This is a genomic window from Eikenella sp. NML99-0057, from assembly GCF_001648535.1.
GTDB classification, from domain to species: Bacteria; Pseudomonadota; Gammaproteobacteria; order Burkholderiales; family Neisseriaceae; genus Eikenella; species Eikenella exigua.
The window spans coordinates 492877-515978 of record NZ_LXST01000001.1 but is presented as its reverse complement, the minus strand read 5'-3'; the positions used below and the strand labels follow the sequence as shown (position 1 = coordinate 515978).

At 54.9% G+C, this 23102-nt stretch carries 21 protein-coding genes, 1 tRNA gene and 1 pseudogene; 17 read left to right on the top strand and 6 right to left on the bottom strand.

The annotated features are described in order from the left end of the window. Positions 1 to 419 precede the first annotated feature (419 nt). The 5 genes and pseudogenes from rpsB to A7Q03_RS02485 all read left to right on the top strand — a co-directional run bounded on the left by rpsB (position 420) and on the right by A7Q03_RS02485 (position 5338). Positions 420 to 1163 (top strand): 30S ribosomal protein S2, encoded by a 744-nt coding sequence (gene rpsB / locus A7Q03_RS02505; RefSeq protein WP_067447015.1) that lies wholly within the window; start codon positions 420 to 422, stop codon positions 1161 to 1163. A 130-nt stretch (positions 1164 to 1293) separates the two neighbouring features. Continuing rightward, a complete protein-coding gene (gene tsf / locus A7Q03_RS02500) occupies positions 1294 to 2148 on the top strand; it encodes a translation elongation factor Ts (RefSeq protein ID WP_067447013.1) in 855 nt (284 codons plus the stop codon). A 457-nt stretch (positions 2149 to 2605) separates the two neighbouring features. Further along, positions 2606 to 3676, top strand: coding sequence for a zinc-dependent alcohol dehydrogenase family protein (locus A7Q03_RS02495; RefSeq protein ID WP_197474740.1), 1071 nt, complete (start codon positions 2606 to 2608; stop codon positions 3674 to 3676). Positions 3677 to 3882: 206 nt separating this feature from the next. Next, positions 3883 to 4518 carry a uracil phosphoribosyltransferase gene (gene upp / locus A7Q03_RS02490; protein WP_067438834.1) on the top strand — a complete coding sequence of 212 codons (636 nt, stop codon included), beginning with the start codon at positions 3883 to 3885 and terminating at the stop codon, positions 4516 to 4518. A 244-nt stretch (positions 4519 to 4762) separates the two neighbouring features. Further along, positions 4763 to 5338: pseudogene (locus tag A7Q03_RS02485) on the top strand (sulfite exporter TauE/SafE family protein). Positions 5339 to 5654: 316 nt separating this feature from the next. On the opposite strand, the gene tadA reads toward A7Q03_RS02485, so the two are convergent. Further along, a complete protein-coding gene (gene tadA, locus A7Q03_RS02480; RefSeq protein WP_082880651.1) occupies positions 5655 to 6419 on the bottom strand; it encodes a tRNA adenosine(34) deaminase TadA in 765 nt (254 codons plus the stop codon). Between the two features lie 208 nt (positions 6420 to 6627). On the opposite strand from tadA, the gene A7Q03_RS02475 reads away from it, so the two are divergent. Continuing rightward, entirely contained in the window at positions 6628 to 7515 is an 888-nt protein-coding gene (locus A7Q03_RS02475) for a DUF535 family protein (RefSeq protein WP_067447009.1), read from the top strand. A gap of 149 nt (positions 7516 to 7664) precedes the next feature. On the opposite strand, the gene nth is transcribed toward A7Q03_RS02475, so the two are convergent. Together nth and A7Q03_RS02465 are read right to left on the bottom strand one after the other, a co-directional pair. Further along, a complete protein-coding gene (gene nth / locus A7Q03_RS02470; RefSeq protein ID WP_067438840.1) occupies positions 7665 to 8297 on the bottom strand; it encodes an endonuclease III in 633 nt (210 codons plus the stop codon). Between the two features lie 100 nt (positions 8298 to 8397). Beyond that, positions 8398 to 10641, bottom strand: a complete 2244-nt coding sequence (locus A7Q03_RS02465; RefSeq protein ID WP_067447007.1) for a LysM peptidoglycan-binding domain-containing protein — start codon at positions 10639 to 10641, stop codon at positions 8398 to 8400. 239 nt (positions 10642 to 10880) lie between these two features. Between A7Q03_RS02465 and A7Q03_RS02460 the strand changes: the two genes are divergently transcribed. The 6 genes from A7Q03_RS02460 to A7Q03_RS02435 all read left to right on the top strand — a co-directional run bounded on the left by A7Q03_RS02460 (position 10881) and on the right by A7Q03_RS02435 (position 16079). Further along, positions 10881 to 11573, top strand: coding sequence for a class I SAM-dependent methyltransferase (locus A7Q03_RS02460; protein ID WP_067447005.1), 693 nt, complete (start codon positions 10881 to 10883; stop codon positions 11571 to 11573). Between the two features lie 59 nt (positions 11574 to 11632). Then, positions 11633 to 11723: transfer RNA gene (locus tag A7Q03_RS02455), tRNA-Ser, on the top strand. A gap of 199 nt (positions 11724 to 11922) precedes the next feature. After that, a complete protein-coding gene (locus tag A7Q03_RS02450; protein WP_067447003.1) occupies positions 11923 to 13077 on the top strand; it encodes a PLP-dependent aspartate aminotransferase family protein in 1155 nt (384 codons plus the stop codon). 214 nt (positions 13078 to 13291) lie between these two features. After that, positions 13292 to 14698 carry a glutamate--tRNA ligase gene (gene gltX, locus A7Q03_RS02445; protein WP_067447001.1) on the top strand — a complete coding sequence of 469 codons (1407 nt, stop codon included), beginning with the start codon at positions 13292 to 13294 and terminating at the stop codon, positions 14696 to 14698. A 57-nt stretch (positions 14699 to 14755) separates the two neighbouring features. Continuing rightward, entirely contained in the window at positions 14756 to 15415 is a 660-nt protein-coding gene (gene hda, locus A7Q03_RS02440; RefSeq protein WP_067446999.1) for a DnaA regulatory inactivator Hda, read from the top strand. A gap of 4 nt (positions 15416 to 15419) precedes the next feature. After that, positions 15420 to 16079, top strand: a complete 660-nt coding sequence (locus tag A7Q03_RS02435) for an HAD family phosphatase (protein WP_067446997.1) — start codon at positions 15420 to 15422, stop codon at positions 16077 to 16079. A 256-nt stretch (positions 16080 to 16335) separates the two neighbouring features. On the opposite strand, the gene A7Q03_RS10085 is transcribed toward A7Q03_RS02435, so the two are convergent. Continuing rightward, entirely contained in the window at positions 16336 to 16737 is a 402-nt protein-coding gene (locus A7Q03_RS10085; protein WP_156496186.1) for a hypothetical protein, read from the bottom strand. A 334-nt stretch (positions 16738 to 17071) separates the two neighbouring features. After that, positions 17072 to 17938, bottom strand: coding sequence for an ATP-binding protein (locus A7Q03_RS02425; RefSeq protein WP_067446993.1), 867 nt, complete (start codon positions 17936 to 17938; stop codon positions 17072 to 17074). 157 nt (positions 17939 to 18095) lie between these two features. Here A7Q03_RS02425 and A7Q03_RS02420 point away from each other — a divergent pair, with 157 nt between their 5' ends. The 5 genes from A7Q03_RS02420 to rpiA all read left to right on the top strand — a co-directional run bounded on the left by A7Q03_RS02420 (position 18096) and on the right by rpiA (position 21538). After that, entirely contained in the window at positions 18096 to 18749 is a 654-nt protein-coding gene (locus A7Q03_RS02420; RefSeq protein WP_067446991.1) for a GAF domain-containing protein, read from the top strand. Positions 18750 to 18800: 51 nt separating this feature from the next. After that, the gene (gene ribA / locus A7Q03_RS02415; protein ID WP_067446989.1) at positions 18801 to 19391 is read left to right on the top strand and encodes a GTP cyclohydrolase II; all 591 of its coding nucleotides are present in this window, start codon (positions 18801 to 18803) and stop codon (positions 19389 to 19391) included. 67 nt (positions 19392 to 19458) lie between these two features. After that, positions 19459 to 19944 carry a 2-C-methyl-D-erythritol 2,4-cyclodiphosphate synthase gene (ispF, locus tag A7Q03_RS02410; protein WP_067446987.1) on the top strand — a complete coding sequence of 162 codons (486 nt, stop codon included), beginning with the start codon at positions 19459 to 19461 and terminating at the stop codon, positions 19942 to 19944. A gap of 167 nt (positions 19945 to 20111) precedes the next feature. Continuing rightward, positions 20112 to 20750: a hypothetical protein gene (locus A7Q03_RS02405; protein WP_067446985.1), complete on the top strand. Its 639-nt coding sequence runs from the start codon at positions 20112 to 20114 to the stop codon at positions 20748 to 20750. A gap of 119 nt (positions 20751 to 20869) precedes the next feature. Then, complete coding sequence (rpiA, locus tag A7Q03_RS02400) at positions 20870 to 21538, top strand: ribose-5-phosphate isomerase RpiA (RefSeq protein WP_067446983.1); 669 nt, start codon at positions 20870 to 20872, stop codon at positions 21536 to 21538. Between the two features lie 348 nt (positions 21539 to 21886). Here the strand turns inward: rpiA and queA are convergent, their stop codons facing one another. Beyond that, positions 21887 to 22918 (bottom strand): tRNA preQ1(34) S-adenosylmethionine ribosyltransferase-isomerase QueA, encoded by a 1032-nt coding sequence (queA, locus tag A7Q03_RS02395; RefSeq protein WP_067447369.1) that lies wholly within the window; start codon positions 22916 to 22918, stop codon positions 21887 to 21889. Positions 22919 to 23102 lie beyond the last annotated feature (184 nt).

Sequence of the window (23102 nt, the reverse complement as noted above, 5' to 3'; positions counted from 1 at the left end):
TCAATCCTGTTTTCAGGTAGCCTTGATTTTTCAGGTAGTCCTATCAGAAAGACACCATGTGGCGCATTGTTTTTATCGGCTATATTTTTTGTTATCCTGGTGTTTGCCCTCGCTCAGCCATCGTTGGCACGAATGCTGATTTATTTGGTGGTGTAGATAATCTTGCACACGCTGTTTGCATTTGGGGTGACTTACTATCCGTTTGCGCAACAAACGCCTCAAGCAGGAAGAAAAACAGGGTAGGGAAATCTTGCCAAAATAACACTTTTCTCCTATAATCCCGCAGCTTTCGTTTTGAAAGCTGTTTCTTTTTTATCTTAACTTAACGCTCGCATCTTGCACCAAAGGGTGTCTCAGTTTTGAAGTTTTGAGATTCTGTGTGCATTGATGTTTGCTATAACCCTTTGTAAGGAAAATAAATGTCTCAAATTACTATGCGCCAGATGTTGGAAGCAGGTGTTCACTTCGGTCATCAGACCCGTTACTGGAACCCGAAAATGGAACAATACATTTTCGGCGCCCGCAACAAAATCCATATCGTAAACTTGGAAAAAACCCTGCCCCTGTTCCAGGAAGCGCAAGACGCCGTTCGCCGTTTGGCTGCCAACAAAGGCACCATCCTGTTTGTCGGCACCAAGCGCCAAGCCCGTGACATCGTGCGTGAAGAAGCCACCCGTGCCGGTATGCCCTATGTGGATCACCGCTGGTTGGGCGGTATGCTGACCAACTACAAAACCGTTAAGCAGTCTATCAAACGCTTGGAAGAAAAAGCAGCCATTTTGGAAAATGCTGAAGCCAGCGGATACAACAAAAAAGAACTGCTCACCATTCAACGCGAAGTGGAAAAGCTGGAACGCTCACTAGGCGGCATCAAAAACATGAAAGGCCTGCCCGACGCCATTTTCGTGATTGACACCGGCTACCAAAAAGGTACGCTGACCGAAGCCGGCAAACTGGGCATTCCGGTAATCGGCGTGGTGGATACCAATAACGATCCAGAAGGTGTGAAACACGTTATCCCCGGTAACGACGACTCCGCCAAAGCCATCCGCCTGTACTGCCGCGGTATCGCCGATGCTGTATTGGAAGGCAAAAACCAGGCCTTGGCCGAAACCGTAGCCGCCGCACGGCAGGCTGCTGCCGACGAAGCCGAATCTGCCTAAGCCGATACAGCGTGAGGCTACCTGAAGACACCGTTTCAACAAGCGGACGCCAAATCCAGCCTTTCAGGTAGCCTTCAATTTATCCAAGCGCGGCATCCGGCCGCGTTTCTCAATAAAACAGGAGTAAATAATGTCTGCAATTACCGCAAAAATGGTTGCTGATCTGCGTGCCGCCACTGGCTTGGGCATGATGGAATGCAAAAAAGCCCTGGTGGAAGCCGATGGCGACATGGCCAAAGCTGAAGAAATCCTGCGTATTAAATCCGGCGCCAAAGCCAGCAAGCTGGCCGGCCGTACCGCTGCCGAAGGCGTGTTGGCTTATGCTATTGAAGGCAAAGTTGGCGCTTTGGTGGAAGTGAACTGCGAAACCGACTTCGTGGCCAAAGACACCGGCTTCATCGCCTTTGCTCAATCCATAGCCAAAACTGCTGCTGAGAAAAAACCGGCCACGGTTGAAGCTCTGGCCGAGTTGGTGGAAGGTGAGCGCAAAGCTGTGATTGCCAAATTGGGCGAAAACATTTCTGTACGCCGCTTTGAAATCATCGAAGCTGCCAACAGCCTCACCACCTACATCCACGGTGCTGCCGCCACTGAAGGCGTACTGGTGGAATACAAAGGCGATGAGACTACTGCCCGCTACGTTGGCATGCACATCGTGGCTTCTAAGCCGCAATGCATCTCTGCCGAGCAGGTTGATCCCGAAGTGGTGGCTAAAGAGCGCCACATCTATACCGAGCAGGCTATTGCTTCTGGCAAGCCCGCCGAAATCGCCGCCAAAATGGTGGAAGGCCGCGTGAAGAAATTCTTGGCCGAAGTAACGCTGCTGGGTCAACCCTTCGTGATGAACCCTGATCAGACTGTTGAGCAGTTCCTGAAACAACAGGGTACTGAGATCGTGAACTTCGTCCGTTTCAAAGTGGGAGACGGCATCGAGAAAAAAGAAGTAGATTACGCTGCTGAAGTGGCTGCGGCTGCTAAAGTGTAATTTTGTTTGTATAGAAACAGCCTCCGTTCAGTTGGAATAGAGGCTGTTTTGTATTTTGTGAGAGGCAAGTATTGGGTTTTCAGGTAGTCTTTTAATGTTATAGCTAAAGCAATTCACTGCCTACGGAGCTATGGCTGCAGCCATACAAACAGTGAGCCATAACAATATGAGCCATAACAATAAAAGATAATACGGTAATATAGGCTACCGCCATAGCGAGAGTTCGATTAATCTGTGCTGTCGGCAAACGCTTCTAAAATAGAAACTTATCTTATTATTTACACAATATTTCCACAAACTGCTATTGTTATAATATAGCTCTAATTTTTTAAATGGAAAATTTGACCATTAGGGAAGAATTAAAGATTATAATGGACCATCCGGAATTCCCTGGATTCTTTCCCAACAACTGATTATTTATCGGTAAACACATTAGGAGAGTCTAATGAGCAAGACCATGAAGGCCATGACCTATTACGGCGAAAACGATGTCCGCTTCGAAGATCGCCCGGTTCCCACTATCATTGATCCTACTGATGCTATCATTCGCGTTACCAAAACCACCATTTGCGGTACAGATTTGGGTATCATGAAGGGCAAAAACCCGGAAATCGAAGCAGTTGCCCGCGAAAAAACCGGCAAATGGGAAGGCCGTATCCTCGGCCATGAAGCCATCGGCGTGGTGGAAGAAGTGGGCTCTGCCGTTAAAGACTTCAAAAAAGGCGATAAAGTCATCGTATCCTGCGTGAGCCGCTGCGGCACTTGTGACAATTGCCAGAAACAGCTCTACGCCCACTGCCGCAAAGAAGGCGGCTGGATTATGGGATACATGATCGACGGCACCCAAGCCGAATACGTGCGCACTCCGTTTGCCGACAATTCGCTCTACCATCTGCCCGAAACCCTCAATACCGATGTGGCTGTATTCCTCTCCGACGCACTGCCTACCGGCCATGAAATCGGTGTGCAGTACGGCCAAGTGAAACCTGGTGATGCCATTGCCATCGTTGGCGCCGGCCCCGTGGGCATGGGCTGCCTGCTGACTGCCCAGTTCTACTCTCCGGCCACCATTATCGTGGTGGATATGGACGAAAACCGCCTGGCCATGGCCAAAGAAATGGGCGCCACCCACACCATCAATCCTAACAAGGAAGACGCTGTGGCCAAAATTTTGGAGATCACCGGCGGTTGCGGCGTGGATTGTGCCATGGAAGCCGTTGGCTATCCTGCCACTTGGGATATCTGCCAAAAAGTGGTGAAAGAAGGCGGCCATGTGGCCAACGTGGGCGTACACGGTAAATCCGTGGAATTTGATTTGGCTAAATTGTGGATTAAGAACATCACCGTTACCACCGGCCTGGTAAATGCCAATACCACCGGCATGCTGCTGAAAGCTTGTGAATCCAGCAAGCTGCCGATGGAAAAACTGGCCACCCACCGCTTCAAATTCAGCGAAATGGAAAAGGCCTACGACGTGTTCACACACGCTGCCGGCACCAAAGCCATGAAAGTCATCATTGAAGTGTAAGCTGGTTCGCTTGCTGAAATGATAAAGAGGCTACCTGAAAGTTTTCAGGTAGCCTTTTGTTGTGCTCAAGTGGGGATGCACCCTGTCAGCAGCATGTAATACCAGGCGAGCCAATGCTGTAGGAAGAAATTATACTCCCCGCTTTTTCCCGCCCGCCTGTTAAGCTAAAATACGTCCCGCCAAATCAAATGAAGGAAACCATAGCCATGAACTTAACCGTTATCGATCATCCGCTGATCAAGCACAAAATCACCCTGATGCGTAAAGCCAACTGCAACACCTACCAATTCCGTACTTTGGTAAAAGAGCTGGCCCGCCTGATGGCCTACGAAGCCAGCCGCCATCTGGAAATCGAGCCGCTGGCCATCGAAGGTTGGTGTGGCCGCATCGAAGGCCAGCAGATTAAAGGCAAAACCGTAACCGTGGTGCCGATTTTGCGTGCTGGTTTGGGCATGCTCGATGGCGTGCTCGATTTGTTGCCCACTGCTAAAATCAGCGTGGTTGGCCTGCAGCGCGACGAAGAGACTCTGCAACCGGTTTCCTATTTCGAGAAATTGGTGAGCAAAATGGACAAACGCCCGGCCATGATTCTCGACCCGATGCTCGCCACCGGCGGCTCGATGGTGGCCACCATTGATTTGCTGAAGAAAAAAGGCTGCCGCAACATTACTGCCTTGGTACTGGTGGCCGCACCGGAAGGCGTGAAGCTGGTGAATGACAAGCACCCCGACGTGAAAATCTACACTGCCGCGCTCGACAGCCACCTCAACGAAAACGGCTACATCATCCCTGGCTTGGGCGATGCCGGCGACAAGATTTTCGGTACCAAGCAATCAGCTTGATTGCCCGATGCATTCGCCAACAGGCTACCTGAAAGTTGTGAAATCATTTTCAGGTAGCCTATAAACCAATCATCATATTTCCCGCCAAGGCTACCTGAAAAAGTGGGCAACCTGTTTTCAGGTAGCCTGAATTGCCGTTTGGCAGCTTTCACCGAACGGCTATAGTCAAAGCAATTATTCCCCTTCAGCAGGCAACGAGCTGTAGGCAGGAATCAGCGCTTGAGCTATACCTGAAAACAATGCCATGGTCTCTACCCTCACACTCCTCTCCTTCGTCGCCACCGGCTTTCTCGGTGGCGGCCGTTGCGCCGGTATGTGTGGCGGTTTGAGCACTGTCTTTGCTTTGCAGCTGCCGCCGCAGGTGGGGTGCGTGAAACTGATTATGCTGATGAACCTCGGCCGTATCGGCAGCTACACCTTTATCGGCCTGTACCTGGCCGGGTTCAACGCCTATGTCGCGCAGGTGGAAAAGCTCGGGCAGCTGGTGTGGCGGCTCAATCCGCTCTAAACCGCCTCTTGCCCATCCAAAATACCCCTTGCCTGCTTCGGTGTTGGCCTGCTGTGGGTTGGCTGCCGTGCGGCATGGTATACAGCGCTTCGCTGTATGTGCTGGGCAGCGGCAATGCGGAGGATGGCGCACTGATGATGCTGGCCTTAGGCTTGGACGTGGCCGAACCCGCTGGTGATGAGGCTGTTTGCCAACCAGCTCAAAAGCCTGTTGCAACATTCGCGTTTCCGGCTGGTGGCCGGGCTGAGTGTCAGCCTGTGGGCGGCATGGCAGCTGTGGCATGGAGTAGTGATTTGGCTGCAGGCTGGCTGAAAATATAGCTGCTCCATATGCAATGTACTGCGCCGGGTTTGATTTCAGTTTGAAAACAGCTATGGTGAAACAACAGCCGGATAACTGCATTTCTCCAATATCGGGGAACGGTTATCCGGCTGTTTTGTATTCGGCCAGTTTCTAGTAGCGGTTGGCACATAATTAAAGGCTACCTGAAAACTATCTGCTACTGTTTTTCAGGTAGCCGGATGGGCTAGGGGGCTTATCTCTCGGCATTTATAGTGAACCAAAATAAGAATACTACTACGGTAGCTTGCTTAGCCGCCTGCGGCTAGCTGCCTTATTTTAATCCACGCTATCCTTGCCGCCGCTCCTGAAAAAAACGTTGCAGCAGCCTCGTACTTTCCTCTGCTAACACGCCGCCTTGCACGGCGGTGTGTGGGTTGAGCTGTTTGTTGGCAAACAGGTCGAGCATGCTGCCGGCAGCGCCGGTTTTCGGCTCGGCAGCAGCGTAAATCAGGCGGCGGATACGCGATTGCATGATGGCGCCGGCGCACATGCTGCACGGTTCGAGGGTAACGTATAAATCGCAGCCGTCCAGCCGGTAGTTGCCCAACCGGCGGCCGGCTTCAGTGAGCGCGGCGATTTCGGCATGGCAGCACACGCTGTGTTCGGCCACGCAGGCATTGGCGCCGCGCCCGATGATTTCTCCCTGGTGCACCACCACCGCGCCCACCGGCACTTCGCCTTCGGCCAAGGCCTGCCCGGCCAATTGCAAAGCCTGCCGCATCCAGTGTTCGCTTTCTTCTCGCGGCGGAAACAGGGCAACCGGGCAGTGGGCACGCAGTTTGGCGCGCCATTCGGCTTGTTCGGTTTCGTTCAGGTAGCCTTCTCGCCCTTCGGCTAGCAATACCAATTGCCACAGCGTGGATTCAGTAACGGTGAGGCCGCTGGCTTTGAGCAGCAGGAAAGCGGTGGCAGGCGTAATGCGTTGCAGATCGGCGGTGTCGGCTATGCCCAATTCAAGCAGCGCTTGTCGGGTTTTTGGGGCAAGCGGGGGTGTGGTGAGCGGGGTGGTGTGCATAATGGACGGTAATAATGGCTGAATGGGCAGCATCATAATTGCGTGGCTGTGCTTGAAGCAAGACGTGAGGCTACCTGAAAGGGTAGAGTAGGGTTTCAGGTAGCCTTCATTCCCAGCGGCAAGCCTTGCAAGGCTGTTGGCAAATCGGGTAGGATTGACCGCTTTTCGATGGTCGGTTTTTGCCCGGCATCGCTTTGTTTTTCACGCAAACGGCTCGGCGCCGTTTGGCACAATATGGGTGCTTATGTCTGATTTATTTCACTTTCCCACTTTCGACGAACAGTATCCTAATTTGCGCGAACGGGGCATCCGCAAATATGCGGTGGTGTATCTGCGCGACCACATCCAACGCCTGCTGGCGCGGCGGCAATGCGAAGAGTTTACCGCCTTCATCAACCAGCATCCGATGTGGGCACCGATTTTCCAACACAATCCCTATGCCGCCCGCGCCGTGCTGGATACTTATGCCGACAACCGATTCGGCAAAGATGCGCGATTGCAGGCCGTAATTAACAACTTCACTTTGGCGCAAAGCAAACCTTCCGCTGCCAAGTGGCAAGAGCTGGTGGCACAGAGCACGGCATTGCTCAACCATCCTGCGCCCGAACTCTCCATCAGTTTGAATATCAACCATAAAGACCCGTTGGAAGGTTTCTTTTTAGTGAGCCTGCAAAGCACCGAGCGCAGCCGCATTTACGATGCCGTGTTCAGCTTTATCGCGCCCAACGGCCTGCTGATTACCTCCATCCAAGGGCCGCACAGCAGCGATGCCCCCGAGCTCATCCGCCACACCACCAAGCAACTGCACGGCGTGCGGCCGATGTTTATGATGGTGAACGTATTCAAGCTGATGGCTGCCGAACTCGGCTGCGAGCTCTACGGCATTCCACACAAAAGCCAGGCCAAATTCCGCTGGAATGACTCCAGCCGCCTGCTGTTCAACTACGATGCCTTCTGGCAGGAAAACCAAGGCAGCCTCGATGCCAACGGCTATTGGCGGCTGCCCACTCAAATTGAGCGCACGCCGCTGGAAGAAGTGCAAAGCAAAAAACGCTCTATGTACCGCAAACGCTATGAAATGCTGGATACGCTGGAGCAGGATATCCGTCGCCTCTTTCGTTCGGAAAGTTGATTGCTAGGCGGCAACAGCGTGCCCATTGTGTTTCAGGTAGCCTTCCAACCGAGTGGAGGCTACCTGGAACCTATCCGCTTTAAAACCAAGCCCTGTATGTTCAGGTAGCCTCTCATGGCCATGAACATACAGGGCTGAGTTTTATTGGTTTAAACCGTTTTGCCTTTGTATTCGCACAAATCATACACGATACATTCGTGGCACAGGGGCTTTTGCGCTTTGCAGGTGTAGCGGCCGTGTAGGATAAGCCAATGGTGGGCATTGAGCAGGAATTCTTTGGGCACGAAGCGCATGAGTTTGTCTTCCACTTCGCGCACGTTTTTGCCTGGCGCGAGATTCATGCGGTTGGCTACGCGGAAAATATGGGTGTCCACGGCCATGGTCGGTTGGCCGAAGGCGGTGTTGAGCACGACATTGGCGGTTTTGCGGCCGACGCCGGGCAGCGCTTCGAGCGCTTCGCGGGTATCCGGCACTTCACCGCCATGTTTTTCCAGGAGCAGCCGGCAGGTTTGCATAATGTGTTTGGATTTGGTTTGGTAGAGGCCGATGGTACGGGTGTATTCCATCAGCTTTTCTAGGCCTAAATCGAGAATGGCTTGCGGAGTGTTGGCCACAGGAAAGAGTTTGGCGGTAGCTTTATTGACGCCTTTGTCGGTGGCTTGGGCGGAGAGCAGCACGGCGATGAGCAGCTCGAATGGGCTGTGAAACACCAGCTCGGTGGTGGGATTGGGGTTGGCGTCGTGCAGGCGTTGAAAAATTTCGCGGCGTTTTTGCAGATTCATGTTTGATGGATGATGTTGGTAACTATTAGATAATCTATATAAATATTTTCAGGTAGCCTTAATCGAGGCTACCTGAAAAATGTTGCGCTCTTCGTAGAAGTTAAGTGCCGCTGCTCACGCGTAGTTTTTGGCCGGGGTGCAACACGCTGTTGCTCAGGTTGTTGCTACGTTTGATGTCAGCCACGGAGGTGTTGTAGCGGCGGGCGATGGATTGCAGGGTATCGCCGCTGCGCACGGTGTGGGACATGGTTTGCTGGCGGCTGTTTCTGCCATTGCGATCGTTGCCGGTGCGGCTGTTACGGTCGTTGCGGCTGCTGGATTTGTTGTCGGCATAGCGGTTGGCGGCCTGATGATTACTGCTGGCGCTCACATGCAATACTTGGCCGGGGCGGATATTGTTGCCGTGCAGGTTGTTGACGCGGCTGAGGTCGGCCACGTTCACGTTGTAGCGGCGGGCAATGGAATACAGTGATTCGCCGGCCCGCACTTTGTGGGTTACGGTTTGTGCGCCACGGCGGTTGGCCTGCTGCTCTTGTCGGGCAGCGCGGCGTTGGTTGTTGCCGGTGTTGGCGGCTAGCTGGCCGAAGCTGGCATTGTTGGCGCGGCGAACCTCAGCTTGGGCTTGGCGGCGAGTTTCCTGGGCTTCGGTTTGTGCTAAGGAAGCACGCACGGCGGCTGCGGCACTGCTGCTGCCGGGTTCGTCGGCAGGCTTGGTATTATCTGCGCTGCTGTTGCCAGCCAAGGACATCAACGGGTCGGGCTGGGGATTGCTGTTGTCGGCAAGTTCAACGGTTTCAGGTAGCCTGTCGTTTGGGCTGTGGATGTTGTTGGGCGTGGCGGGTTGGTCTACGGATTGGGCAGCTGTTTGGACAACCGTTTGAGCTGGGGCTACCTGAATATCGGGCGAGCTGTTCACGCGGGGTGCGGGTTCGGTGGAACGGGTGCCGTTGGAAGCCAATGCGGTAAAAGTAGCAGGGGCAGTTGGGTTTTGCGCCTGCTGCACGGGGGCATGGACGGGTTCGGGCGGGTTGGCCGGTTGGACTGAGGCTACCTGAACAGGGACGGGCGGTGTTACAGGCTGGGCAGCCGGTTTGGCAGCGGCCACGATGCTGTTGCGTTCGGATACGCTCTGGCTGTTGCGGCGGATGAGGTTGCCCAGCGGGTCGCCGCCGGCGGGTTTGTTGTCGGCAAGCATCTGCACGCCGCGGCCAAGCTGGCTGTTGTTCAGGCTGTTTTTGGCCACGAGAATAGGCAAACCGGCACGGATAGTGTTGCTGCTGAGGCCGTTGGTGCGGCGCAGGTCGGCCACGCTCACGCCGTTGCGGTCGGCGATGTCGCTGAGGGTGGTGGCACCGTCAGAGTGCAGGATGTCGTAGGAGAGCAGGGATTCTTTGGAGGCACTGCGCAGGTTGCGCTCAAAAGCATTGACTGCGCCTACGGGCAAGAGCAGTTTGCGCTGACCGTTTTCGGGCAGGAACACGGGCACTTTGAAGCTGGGGTTGAGCGCTTCGAATTCGGCTTGGCTGATGTTGGCCAGACGGGTGATGGCGTTGATATCTATCGGGCTATCGATGCTGATGGCTTCGAAATAGGGCTTGTTTTCGATGTTGGAAAGATTTAAGCCGAATACTTGCGGGTTGCTCACGAGGTTGCGCACGGCTAGAAGCTTGGGCACGTAATTGCGCGTTTCGTTGGGCATATTGAGGTTTTCATACACCGGCTCGAGCCCCTGGCTGCGGGCGCGGTTTACGGCGCGGCTCACGTTGCCTTCGCCCCAGTTGTAGGCAGCCAGCGCGAGCGACCAGTCGCCAAACATATTATGCAGATATTGCAGATAGTTCAGTGCTGCGTTGGTGGAAGCGTAGATGTCGTGGCGGCCGTCGTAAATATTGTTTTGCGTCAAGCCGTAGTGGCGGCCGGTAGCGGGCATAAACTGCCACAGGCCGGAGGCTCCCACGTGAGAACGGGCTTTGGTAACGAATGCGCTCTCAATAAACGGCAACAGAGCGATTTCGGAGGGCATGTTGCGCTTTTCCACTTCGGAGAGAATGTGGTAGAGATAGGGGCGGCTGCGCTCCACGGTGCGGTTGAAATAGGCACTGCGGGTGCTGAAGTAGGTTTCGTGGCGGCGCACGATTTCGGGATTGACTTCGCTCATGCGGAAGTCTTGCCGCATACGGCTCCACAGATTATTGTGGCGGGCTTGGCTGGGATTACGCAGAATGGCAGCGTTGAGGTTGGTGATGGAGGCGGCAATCTGCTCCGGTGTATAGTTTTGGGCGAGGGCAGAAGCTGGAATTCCCAGGCTTAAAATGGCTAGGGAAAGAAATTTGAATTTACTCATGGCAGAGGAATGAGTCCGTTTGGTTTAACGTTATGATTAGCTAAAAATTTTTTGGATATTAAGGGTTGGGTGGAAGCCGTGTCAAGCCGCAGCTGAACGTTTTGCCGGCACGGCATGCGTAGAGATAAAATAATAACACGAGAGTGCACCCGAACTCTCATTTTCGGCAGGTTTCTTTGCGCTGTGTTTTGCAAAATTTTGTTTGATAGGTATGATGGCCAGAAGAATGAGGAGGCGGCATGATAGAAGAAAACAGGTTGGCCGAATGGCTGGATAACACTGCTACAGGGGGCTACCTGAAAATGGCGGAGCAGGCGTTTTTTGCCGTACATACGGATAATTTATATGGTGTTACCGTGACCACCTCGCTCTGCAACTGGGATTGCTGGCCGCATCAGGTGTTGCGGTTGGGGCGGGGTAGGGCGCAGGCAGACGTGGTGTGTGCACTGCCGCAACTGCCGCTGTTGTCGGGTAGCGTGCAAACCTTACTGTTGCCGCATGGTTTGGAATTGTGTGCGCAGCCGGAAGAATTGCTGCGGGAGTGCTTCCGCATATTGGTGCCCAACGGCAGTTTGGTGCTCAGCGGGTTTAATCCGTATTCGCTGTGGCGCTTCGGGCTACCTGAAAAACAACTCGGCCTGCGCGCCCATGCGCTGCCGCTGCCGAAAGTGCGGCGGATGCTGGCTGAGGCCGGCTTCAGGCCGGATACAGGGCGGTTTATGGCGTATGTGCCGCCGTGGAAAAGCAGTCGGGCGTTGCAGCGGTGGCGGTTTATGGAGTTGGCGGGTAACCGCTGGTGGCCGGCAGCCGCCGCGGCTTATGGTTTGGTGGCAGTGAAAACAGTGTATCCGCTTACCCCGCTGCGCGAAAAGGCCGGCCAACTGCGGAGCGAAGGGTTTTCGCTGCTGCCGGGAAATTGTCGGCAGGGATAGGGGGGGAGAAAATGGTTGCGTTGCTGTGGGCATTTTAGTATAATTACGTGAATTACCTTGGAAAGGTGGATGAGTGGTTGAAGTCGCACGCCTGGAAAGCGTGTATACGTGAATAGCGTATCGAGGGTTCGAATCCCTTCCTTTCCGCCAGAACATTTTTGTAGAGTACGCGCTTTGCAAATCCAAGAAAAAACAGCCAGCTCACACTGCTCGGCTGTTTTTGTATCTGTAGCTAAAGTCCTTCGCTGCCTACGTTGTCAATCTGTTTTGCTGTGTAGCAGTTATGGGAATTTTGCTATAGCTGTACTGTCCACCAGCGGCCGTAAAGGCAATCTGAAAGGAGAATCCTATGCATTTTGATACTGAAGTTATCCACAGTAGCTACAATCCGGACGAGCACAACCGTGCCGTGATGCCACCTATCTACCAAAATAGCATGTTCGCTGTACACACCATTGGCGAAGATATTCCATACCGCTATTCGCGTATGGGTAATCCCACGCGCAAAATTTTGGAAGACACCGTGGCTGAGTTAGAACATGGTTGTGCCGGCTTTGCCTTCGGTAGCGGTATGGCCGGCATTGATGCCGTGTTCCGTACCGTATTGCGCCCCGGCGACACTATCGTAGCCGTGGCCGATATCTACGGCGGTGCCTACGACCTGCTCACTGAAGTGTATGCCCAATGGGGCATAAACGTGATTTTCGCCGACCTTACGCTACCTGAAAACCTAGATAAGCTTTTGGCCGAACACAAAGTGAAACTCGTGTGGCTGGAAAGCCCCAGCAACCCGCTGCTGCGACTGGTAGACATCTCTTTATTGGCACAAAAAGCCAAAGCTGCCGGCGCGGTGGTGGGCATCGACAACACCTTCGCCACTCCCTATCTGCAAAACCCGCTCGATATGGGCTGCGACATCGTGTTCCACTCCGCCACCAAATACCTCTGCGGCCATTCCGACGTGCTGATGGGTATTGTGGTGGCTAAGGAAGAAGCCCTGGCCAAACGCCTGCAAAGCACCTTGATAAACACCGGCGGCATTGCCGGGCCAATGGATTGCGCCCTTGTGTTGCGCGGCATCAAAACCCTCTCCGTGCGCATGAAGCAGCATCTGGCCAACGCCGCCGAGCTCGCCCGCCGCTTGGAACAGCATCCCGCCGTGGATAAAGTGTTCTATCCCGGCCTGCCCAGCCATGAGCATCACGAATTGGCCAAACGCCAAATGCGCGGCTTCGGCGGCGTGGTGTCGGTATATTTGAAGAAAGACGGCCAAGCTGCTGCCGATTCTGTTATCCGCAACCTCAAACTACTGCACATGGCCGCCAGCCTTGGCGGCGTGGAAAGCCTGGTGAACCATTCCTTCAGCCAATCGCACAGCGGCATGAGCCCGGCGGTGAAAGAAAAACTCGGCATCCGCGAAGGCCTGCTGCGCTTCTCCGTGGGCATTGAGGATATTGAAGACATTTGGCGCGACATCGATACTGCATTGAACACCACGCTGTAACGCGCCTGCCAGAATGGCAAACAGGCTACCTGAAAACTTGCATGGCATTTCAGGTAGCCTTTTATCTGCCGCCACATTCCCCGAAGCCAGCCCAATCCGCTACAATACGCCCTTTCTCAATAGCGGATTCACTTAAAGTTTTGCTACGGCGTTGGTTCGCTTGGTATCGAAAGCTTGTTAATCCTCTATCTATCTCATTTCGAAAGCCAATATCATGACCATCAAAACCCGTTTCGCCCCCAGCCCCACCGGCTACCTGCATATCGGCGGCGTGCGCACCGCGCTGTATTCATGGGCATTTGCCAGACATCACGGCGGCGAATTCCTGCTGCGCATCGAAGACACCGATTTGGAACGCTCCACCGCCGAATCCGTGCAAATCATTCTCAACGGCATGCAATGGGTAGGCCTGCACGCCGACAATGCCGACAATATCGTTTACCAAACCCAAAACTTCCCGCGCTATAAAGAGTTAATCCAACAACTGCTTAATTCAGGCCATGCCTACCATTGCTATTGCAGCAAAGAAGAATTGGAGCAGATGCGCGAAAAAGCCGAGCGCGAAGGCACGGCCACTTACGACCGCCGCTGGCGGCCGGAAGCCGGCAAAACACTGCCGGAAATTCCCGCAGGGGTAGAGCCAGTTGTCCGCTTCAAAATGCCGACCGACGGCGTAACCCGCTGGAATGATTTGGTAAAAGGCGAAATCAGCATCCCCAATGCTGCGCTCGACGACCTCATCATCGCCCGCGCCGATGGCACGCCCACCTACAACTTCTGCGTGGTGGCCGACGATATGGACATGGGCATCACCCACGTTATCCGTGGCGACGACCATGTGAACAACACGCCGAAACAAATCAACATTTTCAAAGCCCTCGGTGCCACCCCGCCCGAATACGCCCACCTGCCCATGATCCTAAACGAGCAGGGCAAGAAAATCTCCAAACGCAGCGGCGACACCGTGGCCATTACCGAATACGAAGACATGGGCATCCTGCCCGAAGCCCTGCTCAACTACCTCGCCCGTTTGGGCTGGGCGCACGGCGACGACGAGTTTTTCAATATGGAGCAGTTCGTGCAATGGTTTGAGCTGGAACACGTTTCTTCCTCCGCCAGCCGCATGGATGCAAAAAAACTATATTGGATCAACGCCGAACACATCAAAGCCACAAGTAACGCCGAACTGGCCAAACTGGTGTTGCCACGCTTGGAAAAACAAGGTGTTGTGGTTTCAGGTAACCCCAAGCTGGAAGACGTGCTGGCATTGGTGAAAGACCGCGCCCACGATTTAAACGCACTGGCCGCCGAATGCACCTACTTCTACCGCAAAGCCGTGCCGTTGGAAGCCGATGTGGCCAAACATTGGGATAGCGAAGCTCCCGCGCGGATGCAGCGTTTCGCCGCCAAACTGGCCGAACTGCCCGAACAGGATTGGACGGCAGAAAACATCCACGCCCTGTTCCCTCCGTTCTGCGAAGCCGAAGGCATCAAAATGGGCAAACTCGGTATGCCGCTGCGCCTGGCGGTGTGCGGCACCGCCAAAACGCCCAGCGTGGATGCCGTGCTGGCCTTGATCGGCAAAGAAGAAGTGTTGCACCGTATCCGCGAGTCGGCTTAAGCCTGCGAAAGGCTACCTGAAAGCAGCTACCCTGTTTCAGGTAGCCTCCATCACATCATGAATCAACTCATCCTCGATTTTCCCGCTGCTCCGCCGAGTTTCGACACCTTTCTCGGCCAGGGCAACCGCGAGCTGTTGCAAGTGTTGCGCGAGCAGCGCGAGCCTTTTGTGTATGTGTGGGGGCCGGCCGGCGCCGGTAAAAGCCATTTGCTCCAAGCTTGGGCGGCGCAGGCAGAAGCGGCCGGATTGTCCGCACACTACCTGAATGCCGCTGCCGAACCGCTGCACGAGATGCCGCCGGCAGACTGCCATCTCGCCCTCGACCAAATCGACAGCCTCGATGCCGACGGCCAAGCCGAATTGTTTAATTTCTGCAACCATATCCGCCAGAGCCGGCAGGGCGCACTCCTGATTGGCGCCAGCGTGCCGCCGGCGCGCTTAGCCGTGCGTGAAGACCTGCGCACCCGCATGGGCTACTGCCTGGTGTATGAAATCAAACCGCTCAGCGACGAAGAAAAAATCGCCGCCTTGGTCGAAGCCGCCCGCAGCCGCCAAATCCGCATTTCGCCCGATATTTTCCGCTATCTGCTGCACCATTGGCGGCGCGACATCGGCAGCCTGATGGCCATGCTCGACACCCTCGACCGCCACGCCCTAGCCAGCCACCGCCCCATTACGCTGCCCCTGCTCAAACAACTGTTGCAACAGAATATTTAAACCAATGAACCTCGCCATCTTCGACCTCGACCATACTCTCATCAACTGCGATTCCAGCAGCGAATGGAGTAATTTCCTGCACGAAAAAGGCATCTTCAGCGATGCCGATATGCAGCGCCATCAAGCGTTCGACCGAGACTACCGCAAAGGCTGCCTCGATCTCGATGCCTATCTCGCCTTCGTCCTGCGCCCGCTAGCCGAATACAGCCGTGCCGAGCTGGACGAAATGCACCGCGAGTTCATGCAGCGCATCCGCCCAAGCATCACCCAAATGGCCAGAATGCTGGTCGATAGCCACCGCGACGCGGGCGACACCCTGCTCATGATTTCCGCCACCAACGAATTCATCATCACCCCCATCGCCCGCGAATTCGGCATTGAAAACATCATCGGCATCAGCCTCGAAACCGATGCCCAAGGTAACTACACCGGCCGCCCGATAGGCACGCCCAGCTTCCAAGAGGGCAAAGTAACCCGCCTGCACCAATGGCTGGCCGAACGCGGCCAAAGCCAGGCCGACTACGAAAAAGTTTATTTCTACAGCGATTCCCGCAACGACCTACCGCTCTTGGAGCAGGTAAACCAGCCCGTAGCCGTTAATCCCGACCCCGTGCTCACCCTCACCGCCGCACAGCGCGGCTGGCCGATATTGGATTTTGTGTGATAGTGCCAATGGCTTAGCCGCAGTATGAAAAAAAGCTACCTGAAAATCCTGTTGCCAAGGTTTTCAGGTAGCCTTTTAGGGATAGCCGCTTTGCCGTTGCCCGGATTTGCCGCGCATTGCCAGGATATCTTTTGACGGATTGGGGCTTTCTTTTCCGGTTTCACCTTCTTGGCTACAGATTGATTAGCATTCATGACTTAAGATCCCTTATGGTTGGTTGGTAAATATATAAATTGGTGGAAAACTTCTCTTTGCTTCAATTTGTATATGCTTCGGCAGTCTTTCTCCCCGCTCCAAAAAAACCCTTAAATCCCTCTTCTATTGATGGTTGCTGAAGATAGGAGGTTGTTGCCTTATACAATACCCTTTTACTGACGGCATCATAATGTATTTCACTCCATAATGAAACATATGGTTTATTAGACAACTTAAAATTAGTATACCATGCCACACGTGTATTGTCGCCATCGCTAAATTGATACTCTATCCCTTCAAAATCCACTGTTTCCGGATAACGCGTGCCCACTTCTTTTGAAGTGCCGGCATAAGGATAATAGCCCAACTCCCGCCAAGCTTCCTCGCCGCCCACCATCCGTTTCCACTCCTCGGGATCCACATATACCCATACCCCCGTTTTTTTTGCATGCTTCCTCGGCATGACGGACTGCCTGCCAGTTCTCAATTTTCCATTTCACAATCCAGCCGCCCATCAGCAGCATAAATCCGGCAAATGCTCCGGCCTTCCCCGCCCAACCATATTGAGGCAACATCCGGGTGAATATCTTTCTGCCGAATTTAACGGCCAACCTTGTCAGCACAATCCACAAAATCAGCGAAAAGAAAAACAAAAATATAATAGCCAGTCCGTACATGTTTTACTCCATAAATTAAACTTGGATTTTCACCAATTGTATATTGAATTGGGAAAAAGGCTACCTGAAAATCCAAACCAGGGTTTCAGGTAGCCTTTGATTTGTAGCTATTCCAAACTGCTAATCCACTTCCCGTTCGTGCGGCAGGCGGCCGGCCCAGTCGCAGGCGAACTGGTAGGCGGTGCGGCCGGAGCGGCTGCCGCGCATCTGCGCCCATTGGAGGGCGGCGCGGCGGGCGGTGTCATCCAGCGGCAGGCCGGCATCGGCCAGCCAGCTTTCAGCCGCGGCGAGGTAGTCTTCTTGGCTGAAAGGGTAGAAGCTGAGCCAAAGGCCGAAGCGGTCGGAGAGGGAGACTTTTTCTTCCACTGCTTCCTGCGGGTGCACTTCGCCGCACTCGCCGGTGCGGGCGAGGTTGTCGGCCATGTGTTCGGGCATGAGGTGGCGGCGGTTGGAGGTGGCGTACACCAGCACGTTGTCGGCGCGGCGGGAGAGGCCGCCGTCCAGCGCGGTTTTGAGGGCTTTGTAGCTGTCTTCGCCGTCTTCAAAGGAAAGATCGTCGCAGAAAACGATGAATTTTTCACTGCGCGGGGCGAGCAAATCGAGTAGGGCGGGCAGGCCGGCAAGGTCGTGTTTGTCCACTTCAATCAGGCGCAGGCCACGCTCGGCGTATTCGTGCAGCAGGGCTTTGATGAGCGAGGATTTGCCTGTGCCGCGCGCGCCGGTGAGCAGTGCGTTGTTGGCCGGGCGGCCGGCGAGGAATTGCTCGGTATTGCGCACCAGGCGCTGGGTTTGCGGGCTGATGGCACACAGGCGGGAGAGGGGGAAAGTGTGCGGGCGGGGCAGGGTGGTGAGCAGGCCGCCGTTGCCGTGTTTCTGCCAGCGGAAAGCGATGGCTTGCCAATCGGGCTCGCGCTGTTCGGGCGGCAGGAGTTGGTCGAGGCGGTGCAGCACGGAGGCGGCTTGCGTGAGGAAGGGTTTGAGTTTCATGATTGGGTTGGGTGGCTGGTTATCAAAGGAAGGAAGGCTACCTGAAAATGTCGGCATGGCACAAGGGGCAGGGCAGTGATAGCCGATTGCTATAGCAATGGAAATTGTCATTTGCCCGCTCTAGCAGTATCATTGCCCATTTTTCAGGAAAGCCGCCATGAGTACCGCATTGATTCAAGATTACCTGCGCACCCAAGGCCTGAAACTGCCGGCAGAGGCGGTGCAGATAGCCATGCTCACCGCCGGCAGCGTGATGGCGGCGGGCAGGGCGGAGATTGAGCCGGAAATCCTGTGGTATCGCAGTGCAGACGGCACATTGGAGCAGCATCTGCCGCGCAACGAAGTGCACCACGCCCGGCTGCGCCAAATCTTTATGGCGCTTGATTCCGCCTATACCGCCAGCCCCTGCCGCAGCGCCGCCGTGTATCTGCTGCACACACCAGGCAGCCTGCTGCACCTGGTGGCGCAAGGCGAGCCGTTGGAAAAGCTGCTCGCCGTAGAGCAAGACTTAGAAGCCGCGCACACCGCCCACCTAGCCACGCGTAGCGCGCAAACCGGTTGGCTGAACCAAATAGACGACGTTGCCCAATGGCTGCAAAACGGCGACCTCGCCGGTAGCCGTCACCGCCCCGGCAGCCAGCTGGCCGTACCGGTATGCGCCGAAAACGGCCGCGTGCTCGGCGTGGTGTATCTCGAACATGGCCACACCGCCGCCTTCGATGAAGCCGCCCAAAGCATCTGGGTCGGCCTGGCTCTTGCCTTGACCGAACCGCTCGCCGCTTTGTTGCAGCCGGAAGACGCCGTCGAATAAAGGCTACCTGAAAGTTAAAAACAAGCACTCCACACACACCAAACAAGCACCATGACCCCGCTAAAATTCATCGCCTCCTGCCGCCTGCCCACCGAATACGGCATCTTCACCATGCACGGCTTCGAAGAGCCGAGCGGCCAAGAACACATCGCCCTGAGCATGGGCGATATCGCCAACGGCGAGCCCGTACTCTCCCGCATCCACTCCGAATGCCTTACCGGCGACGCCCTGTTTTCACAAAAATGCGACTGCGGCCCCCAGCTGCAAGCCGCCATGCAGGCCGTGCAGCGCGAAGGACGCGGCGTGATTGTGTATCTGCGCCAAGAAGGGCGCGGCATCGGCCTCATCAATAAAATCCGCGCCTATGCGTTGCAAGACCAAGGCCTCGATACCGTAGAAGCCAACCTCGCCCTCGGCCTGCCCGTAGACGCCCGCGATTTCAGCCTGGCCCAAGCCATCTACCAGCACCTCGGCGTTCACTCCATCCGCCTGCTTACCAATAATCCCGATAAAATCAGCAAGATGGAGCAAAGCGGCATTAAAATCACCGAACGTGTGCCACTTTTGGTGGGACAAAACAGCGAGAACACAGGCTACCTGCAAACCAAAGCCGCCAAACTCGGCCATTTGATCGACAACTGATTTTTCAGGTAGCCTCCCGCTCCAAGGCTACCTGAAACCTAAAATCCACCCAACAAAGGCAACTTCCATGACCCTCCGCATCGGACAAGGCTACGACGTCCACCAGCTCGTGCCCGGCCGCCCGCTCATTCTCGGCGGCGTAACCATCCCCTTTGAAAAAGGCCTGCTCGGCCACTCCGACGCCGACGCCCTGCTGCACGCCATCACCGATGCCCTGCTCGGTGCCGCCGCCTTGGGCGATATCGGCACCCACTTCCCCGACACCGCCGCCGAACATAAAGACGCCGACAGCCGCGCCCTGCTGCGCCAAGCCTACGCCGCCGTGCAAGCCCAAGGCTGGCGCGTAGTGAACGTGGACAGCACCATCATCGCCCAGCAGCCCAAACTGCGCCCCCATATCGCCGCCATGCGCGCCAATATTGCCGCCGACTTGGGATTAGCTGAAAACTGCGTCAATATCAAAGGCAAAACCAACGAAAAACTCGGCTACCTCGGCCGCATGGAAGGCATCGAAGCCCAAGCCGTGGTGCTGCTGGAAAAGGCCGTCGGATAAAACCCGAATCCCGCGTATAAAAACAAAAAACGAGCGGCAGAGGCACGGATTTGCCAAGTCGTCCGTTTTTCAGGTAGCCTCAAGCTCCATCAGGCTACCTGAAACCGGATTTTCCCCTCCTTCCTTTTTCAGGTAGCCTCTCTGCCACCAGCCGGAAAGGCCGCACGATGAAATTCACCAATCTCCACCAAAACTTCATCCTCCTCGCCCCGCTCGGCATCAAGCAACACCTTGAAAACCGCGCCTTCTGGCCCGCCTTCATCAACGAAATCAACCCCTTCTCAGGTAAAATCAAAGGAATACCGCGCATCGGTGCCAGTCAGTATGAAGGCAACGGGGAAGTCAAACTCGGCCGCTTATCGTGGCGCGCGGAAAAATTGCAGAAACTTGCCGATAACTACTATCTCAGCACCCAGCCGGAAGCCTTTGAATTTCCCTACTTCTTTGCCAATTTCCCCAGCCCCGTTACCTGTTCCAAGCAAGACACCACACCGGCGCTTACCCTGATGCTGCATGACGCCAGCTACGGCGGCCTGCCGCAGAGCGGCCTGCTGCTCAGCTTCCGCCAAGATTATTTCGACGAACTGGGCGAAACTATTGTGCACGAATTGCTCAACCGCCTCAGCGCGCTGCTGCAAGCCGGTTTGCGCCTGCGGAAACAAACGCAATACGCCTACCCCTACAAGGAGAGCCTTTCCGACGTATGGCAAGACTGCATCATGGATTTATTCCCCACCCATGCCGCCGAGCTGACGAAAAAAGGCTGGGAAATTAAAAAAGATTTTGCCGGCTGGGCAAAGTTCTAAACCCCGTCCGCCAAAGCAAAAGGGCAGGGCGGCCGCATACCCAAACTCCCGCCCGCATAGTAGAATAAGGCTACCTGAAACGAAGCCAAGCCCACCAATCACGCTAACAGGAGAACACTATGTCCGCCCAAGACCAACTCAAACGCACCGCCGCCCAAAAAGCCCTCGAATTCGTGCCCGAAAATGCCTACATCGGCATCGGCACCGGCAGCACCGTAAACTTTTTCATCGAAGAGCTGGCCAATAGCGGCATCCGCATCAAAGGTGCCGTTTCCACCTCCAAAGCCACCAGCGAACTCTTAAAACAACACGGCATTCCTGAAGTGCCGCTCACCGAAGCCACCGAGCTGCCCGTGTATATCGACGGCGCCGACGAAGTCAACCACAGCCTGCAAATGATTAAAGGCGGCGGCGGCGCGCTGTTGGCCGAAAAAATCGTGGCCAGCGCCGCCGAAAAATTCGTCTGCATCGTAGACGAGAGCAAATACGTTTCCCGGCTGGGCAAATTCCCGCTGCCGATCGAAATCATCCCCGCCGCCCGCTCGCTGGTATCGCGCCAGCTGCTCAAATACGGCGGCAGCCCGCAGTTGCGCTTGAATTTCACCACCGACAGCGGCCACAAAATCATCGATGTGCACAATATGCCCATCAACGAGCCGCTCAAACTGGAAGACGAACTCAACCGCATCCCCGGCATTGTCGAAAACGGCCTGTTCGCCCGCCATCCCGCCCACGTACTGATTATCGGCCGGGAGGAAGGCGCAGAAGTGATCAAAATCGGCGGCTGATTGTAGCCGTTTGGCCTGGTCGTGCGGCACAGGACAGGCTACTTGAACATGGCAGCCTTCAGTTTGGAGCGCAAACCTATTCCTTGGCCGAGATAAATGCCCGCACTCCATTGGATATTTCCATATTTCAGGTAGCCTTAAGCGTTCACCAGGCTACCTGAAAACATAAAACTTAAGTGGCGAGATTGTGTATTTGTAGCCAGTTTTATCCGTTGTTTAAACATGAAAAGTTCTACTTTATTAAAATGAATAATATTAAAGTTCACATAATATATATTATGTAAAATTATTATATTGGTATATAGCTTCGGTATTTGTTTATTGCTTTGGTTGTCCATAAATGCGTTTTTAGGAAGCTTCTGATCGGGTGAGCAGCATGGCATCGCCGTAGCTAAAAAAGCGGTATTGTTGCTCGATGGCATGGCGGTAGGCGGCGCGGATGTGCTCGACGCCAGAAAAGGCGCTCACCAGCATCAGCAGGGTGGATTTGGGCAGATGGAAGTTGGTAATCAGGCCGTCGGCTACCTGAAAACGGTAGCCCGGGGTGATGAAAATATCGGTATCGCCCTCGCCTGCTTGCAGGCGGCCGCTTTGGGCGGCGGCTTCCAGGCTGCGCATGGAGGTGGTGCCGACTGCCCATACGCGCTTGCCGTTTGCTTTGGTTTCCGCAATGGCTTCAACGGTTTCAGCGGGGATGCTGTACCACTCTTTATGCATTTTATGTTCGGCAATATTTTCGCTGCGCACAGGCTGGAAGGTACCGGCGCCCACATGTAGGGTAATTTCGGCACGACGGATGCCGTTTGCCTGCAGTTGATCCAACAATTCGGGGGTGAAGTGCAGGCCGGCGGTGGGGGCGGCAACGGCGCCTTGATGTTTGGCGTAAACGGTTTGGTAGTGTTCGTCGTCGGCTGCATCGGCGGCGCGCTCAATATAGGGTGGCAGCGGCAGGCGACCGGTTTGTTCGAGGATTTGGTATACGTTGAGGCTACCTGAAAACCGTAGCTTAAAAAGCTCGCCTTCGCGTTCTTCCATTTGCGCCCGAATGCCGCCGTCAAGTTCCAGCAGGTTGCCGGGCTTGGGCGACTTGGAGGAGCGGATGTGCGCCAGGGCGCAGTGTTCGTCCAATACGCGTTCAATTAGGGCTTCAATGCGACCGCCGCTAGCTTTGTGCCCGAACAGGCGGGCTTTCATTACTTTGGTGTTGTTGAACACGAGTAAATCGCCGGCTTCGAGCAGGTTTGGCAGCTCGGCAAACAGGCGGTCGCATAGGGGGAGGCCGGGGCGGGCATCGAGCAGTCGGCTGCTGCCACGCTGTTTGGGCGGCTGCTGGGCAATTAGGTGTTCAGGTAGGTGGAAATCGAAATCGGCAAGCTGCATGGTGCGGTAGGCAGGCGGAGAAAAGCGGGCATTATATAACCATTTTGCTTGGGTGTTTGGGGGTTGCATTTTCAGGTAGCCTTATATCGGCAGAGGCTACCTGAAAAAATCGGCAAGCGTTTTAAACCGATATTTTCAGATTACCCTTCGCCACCTCTGAAAAAATCGGCTAAAACCCTTGCCA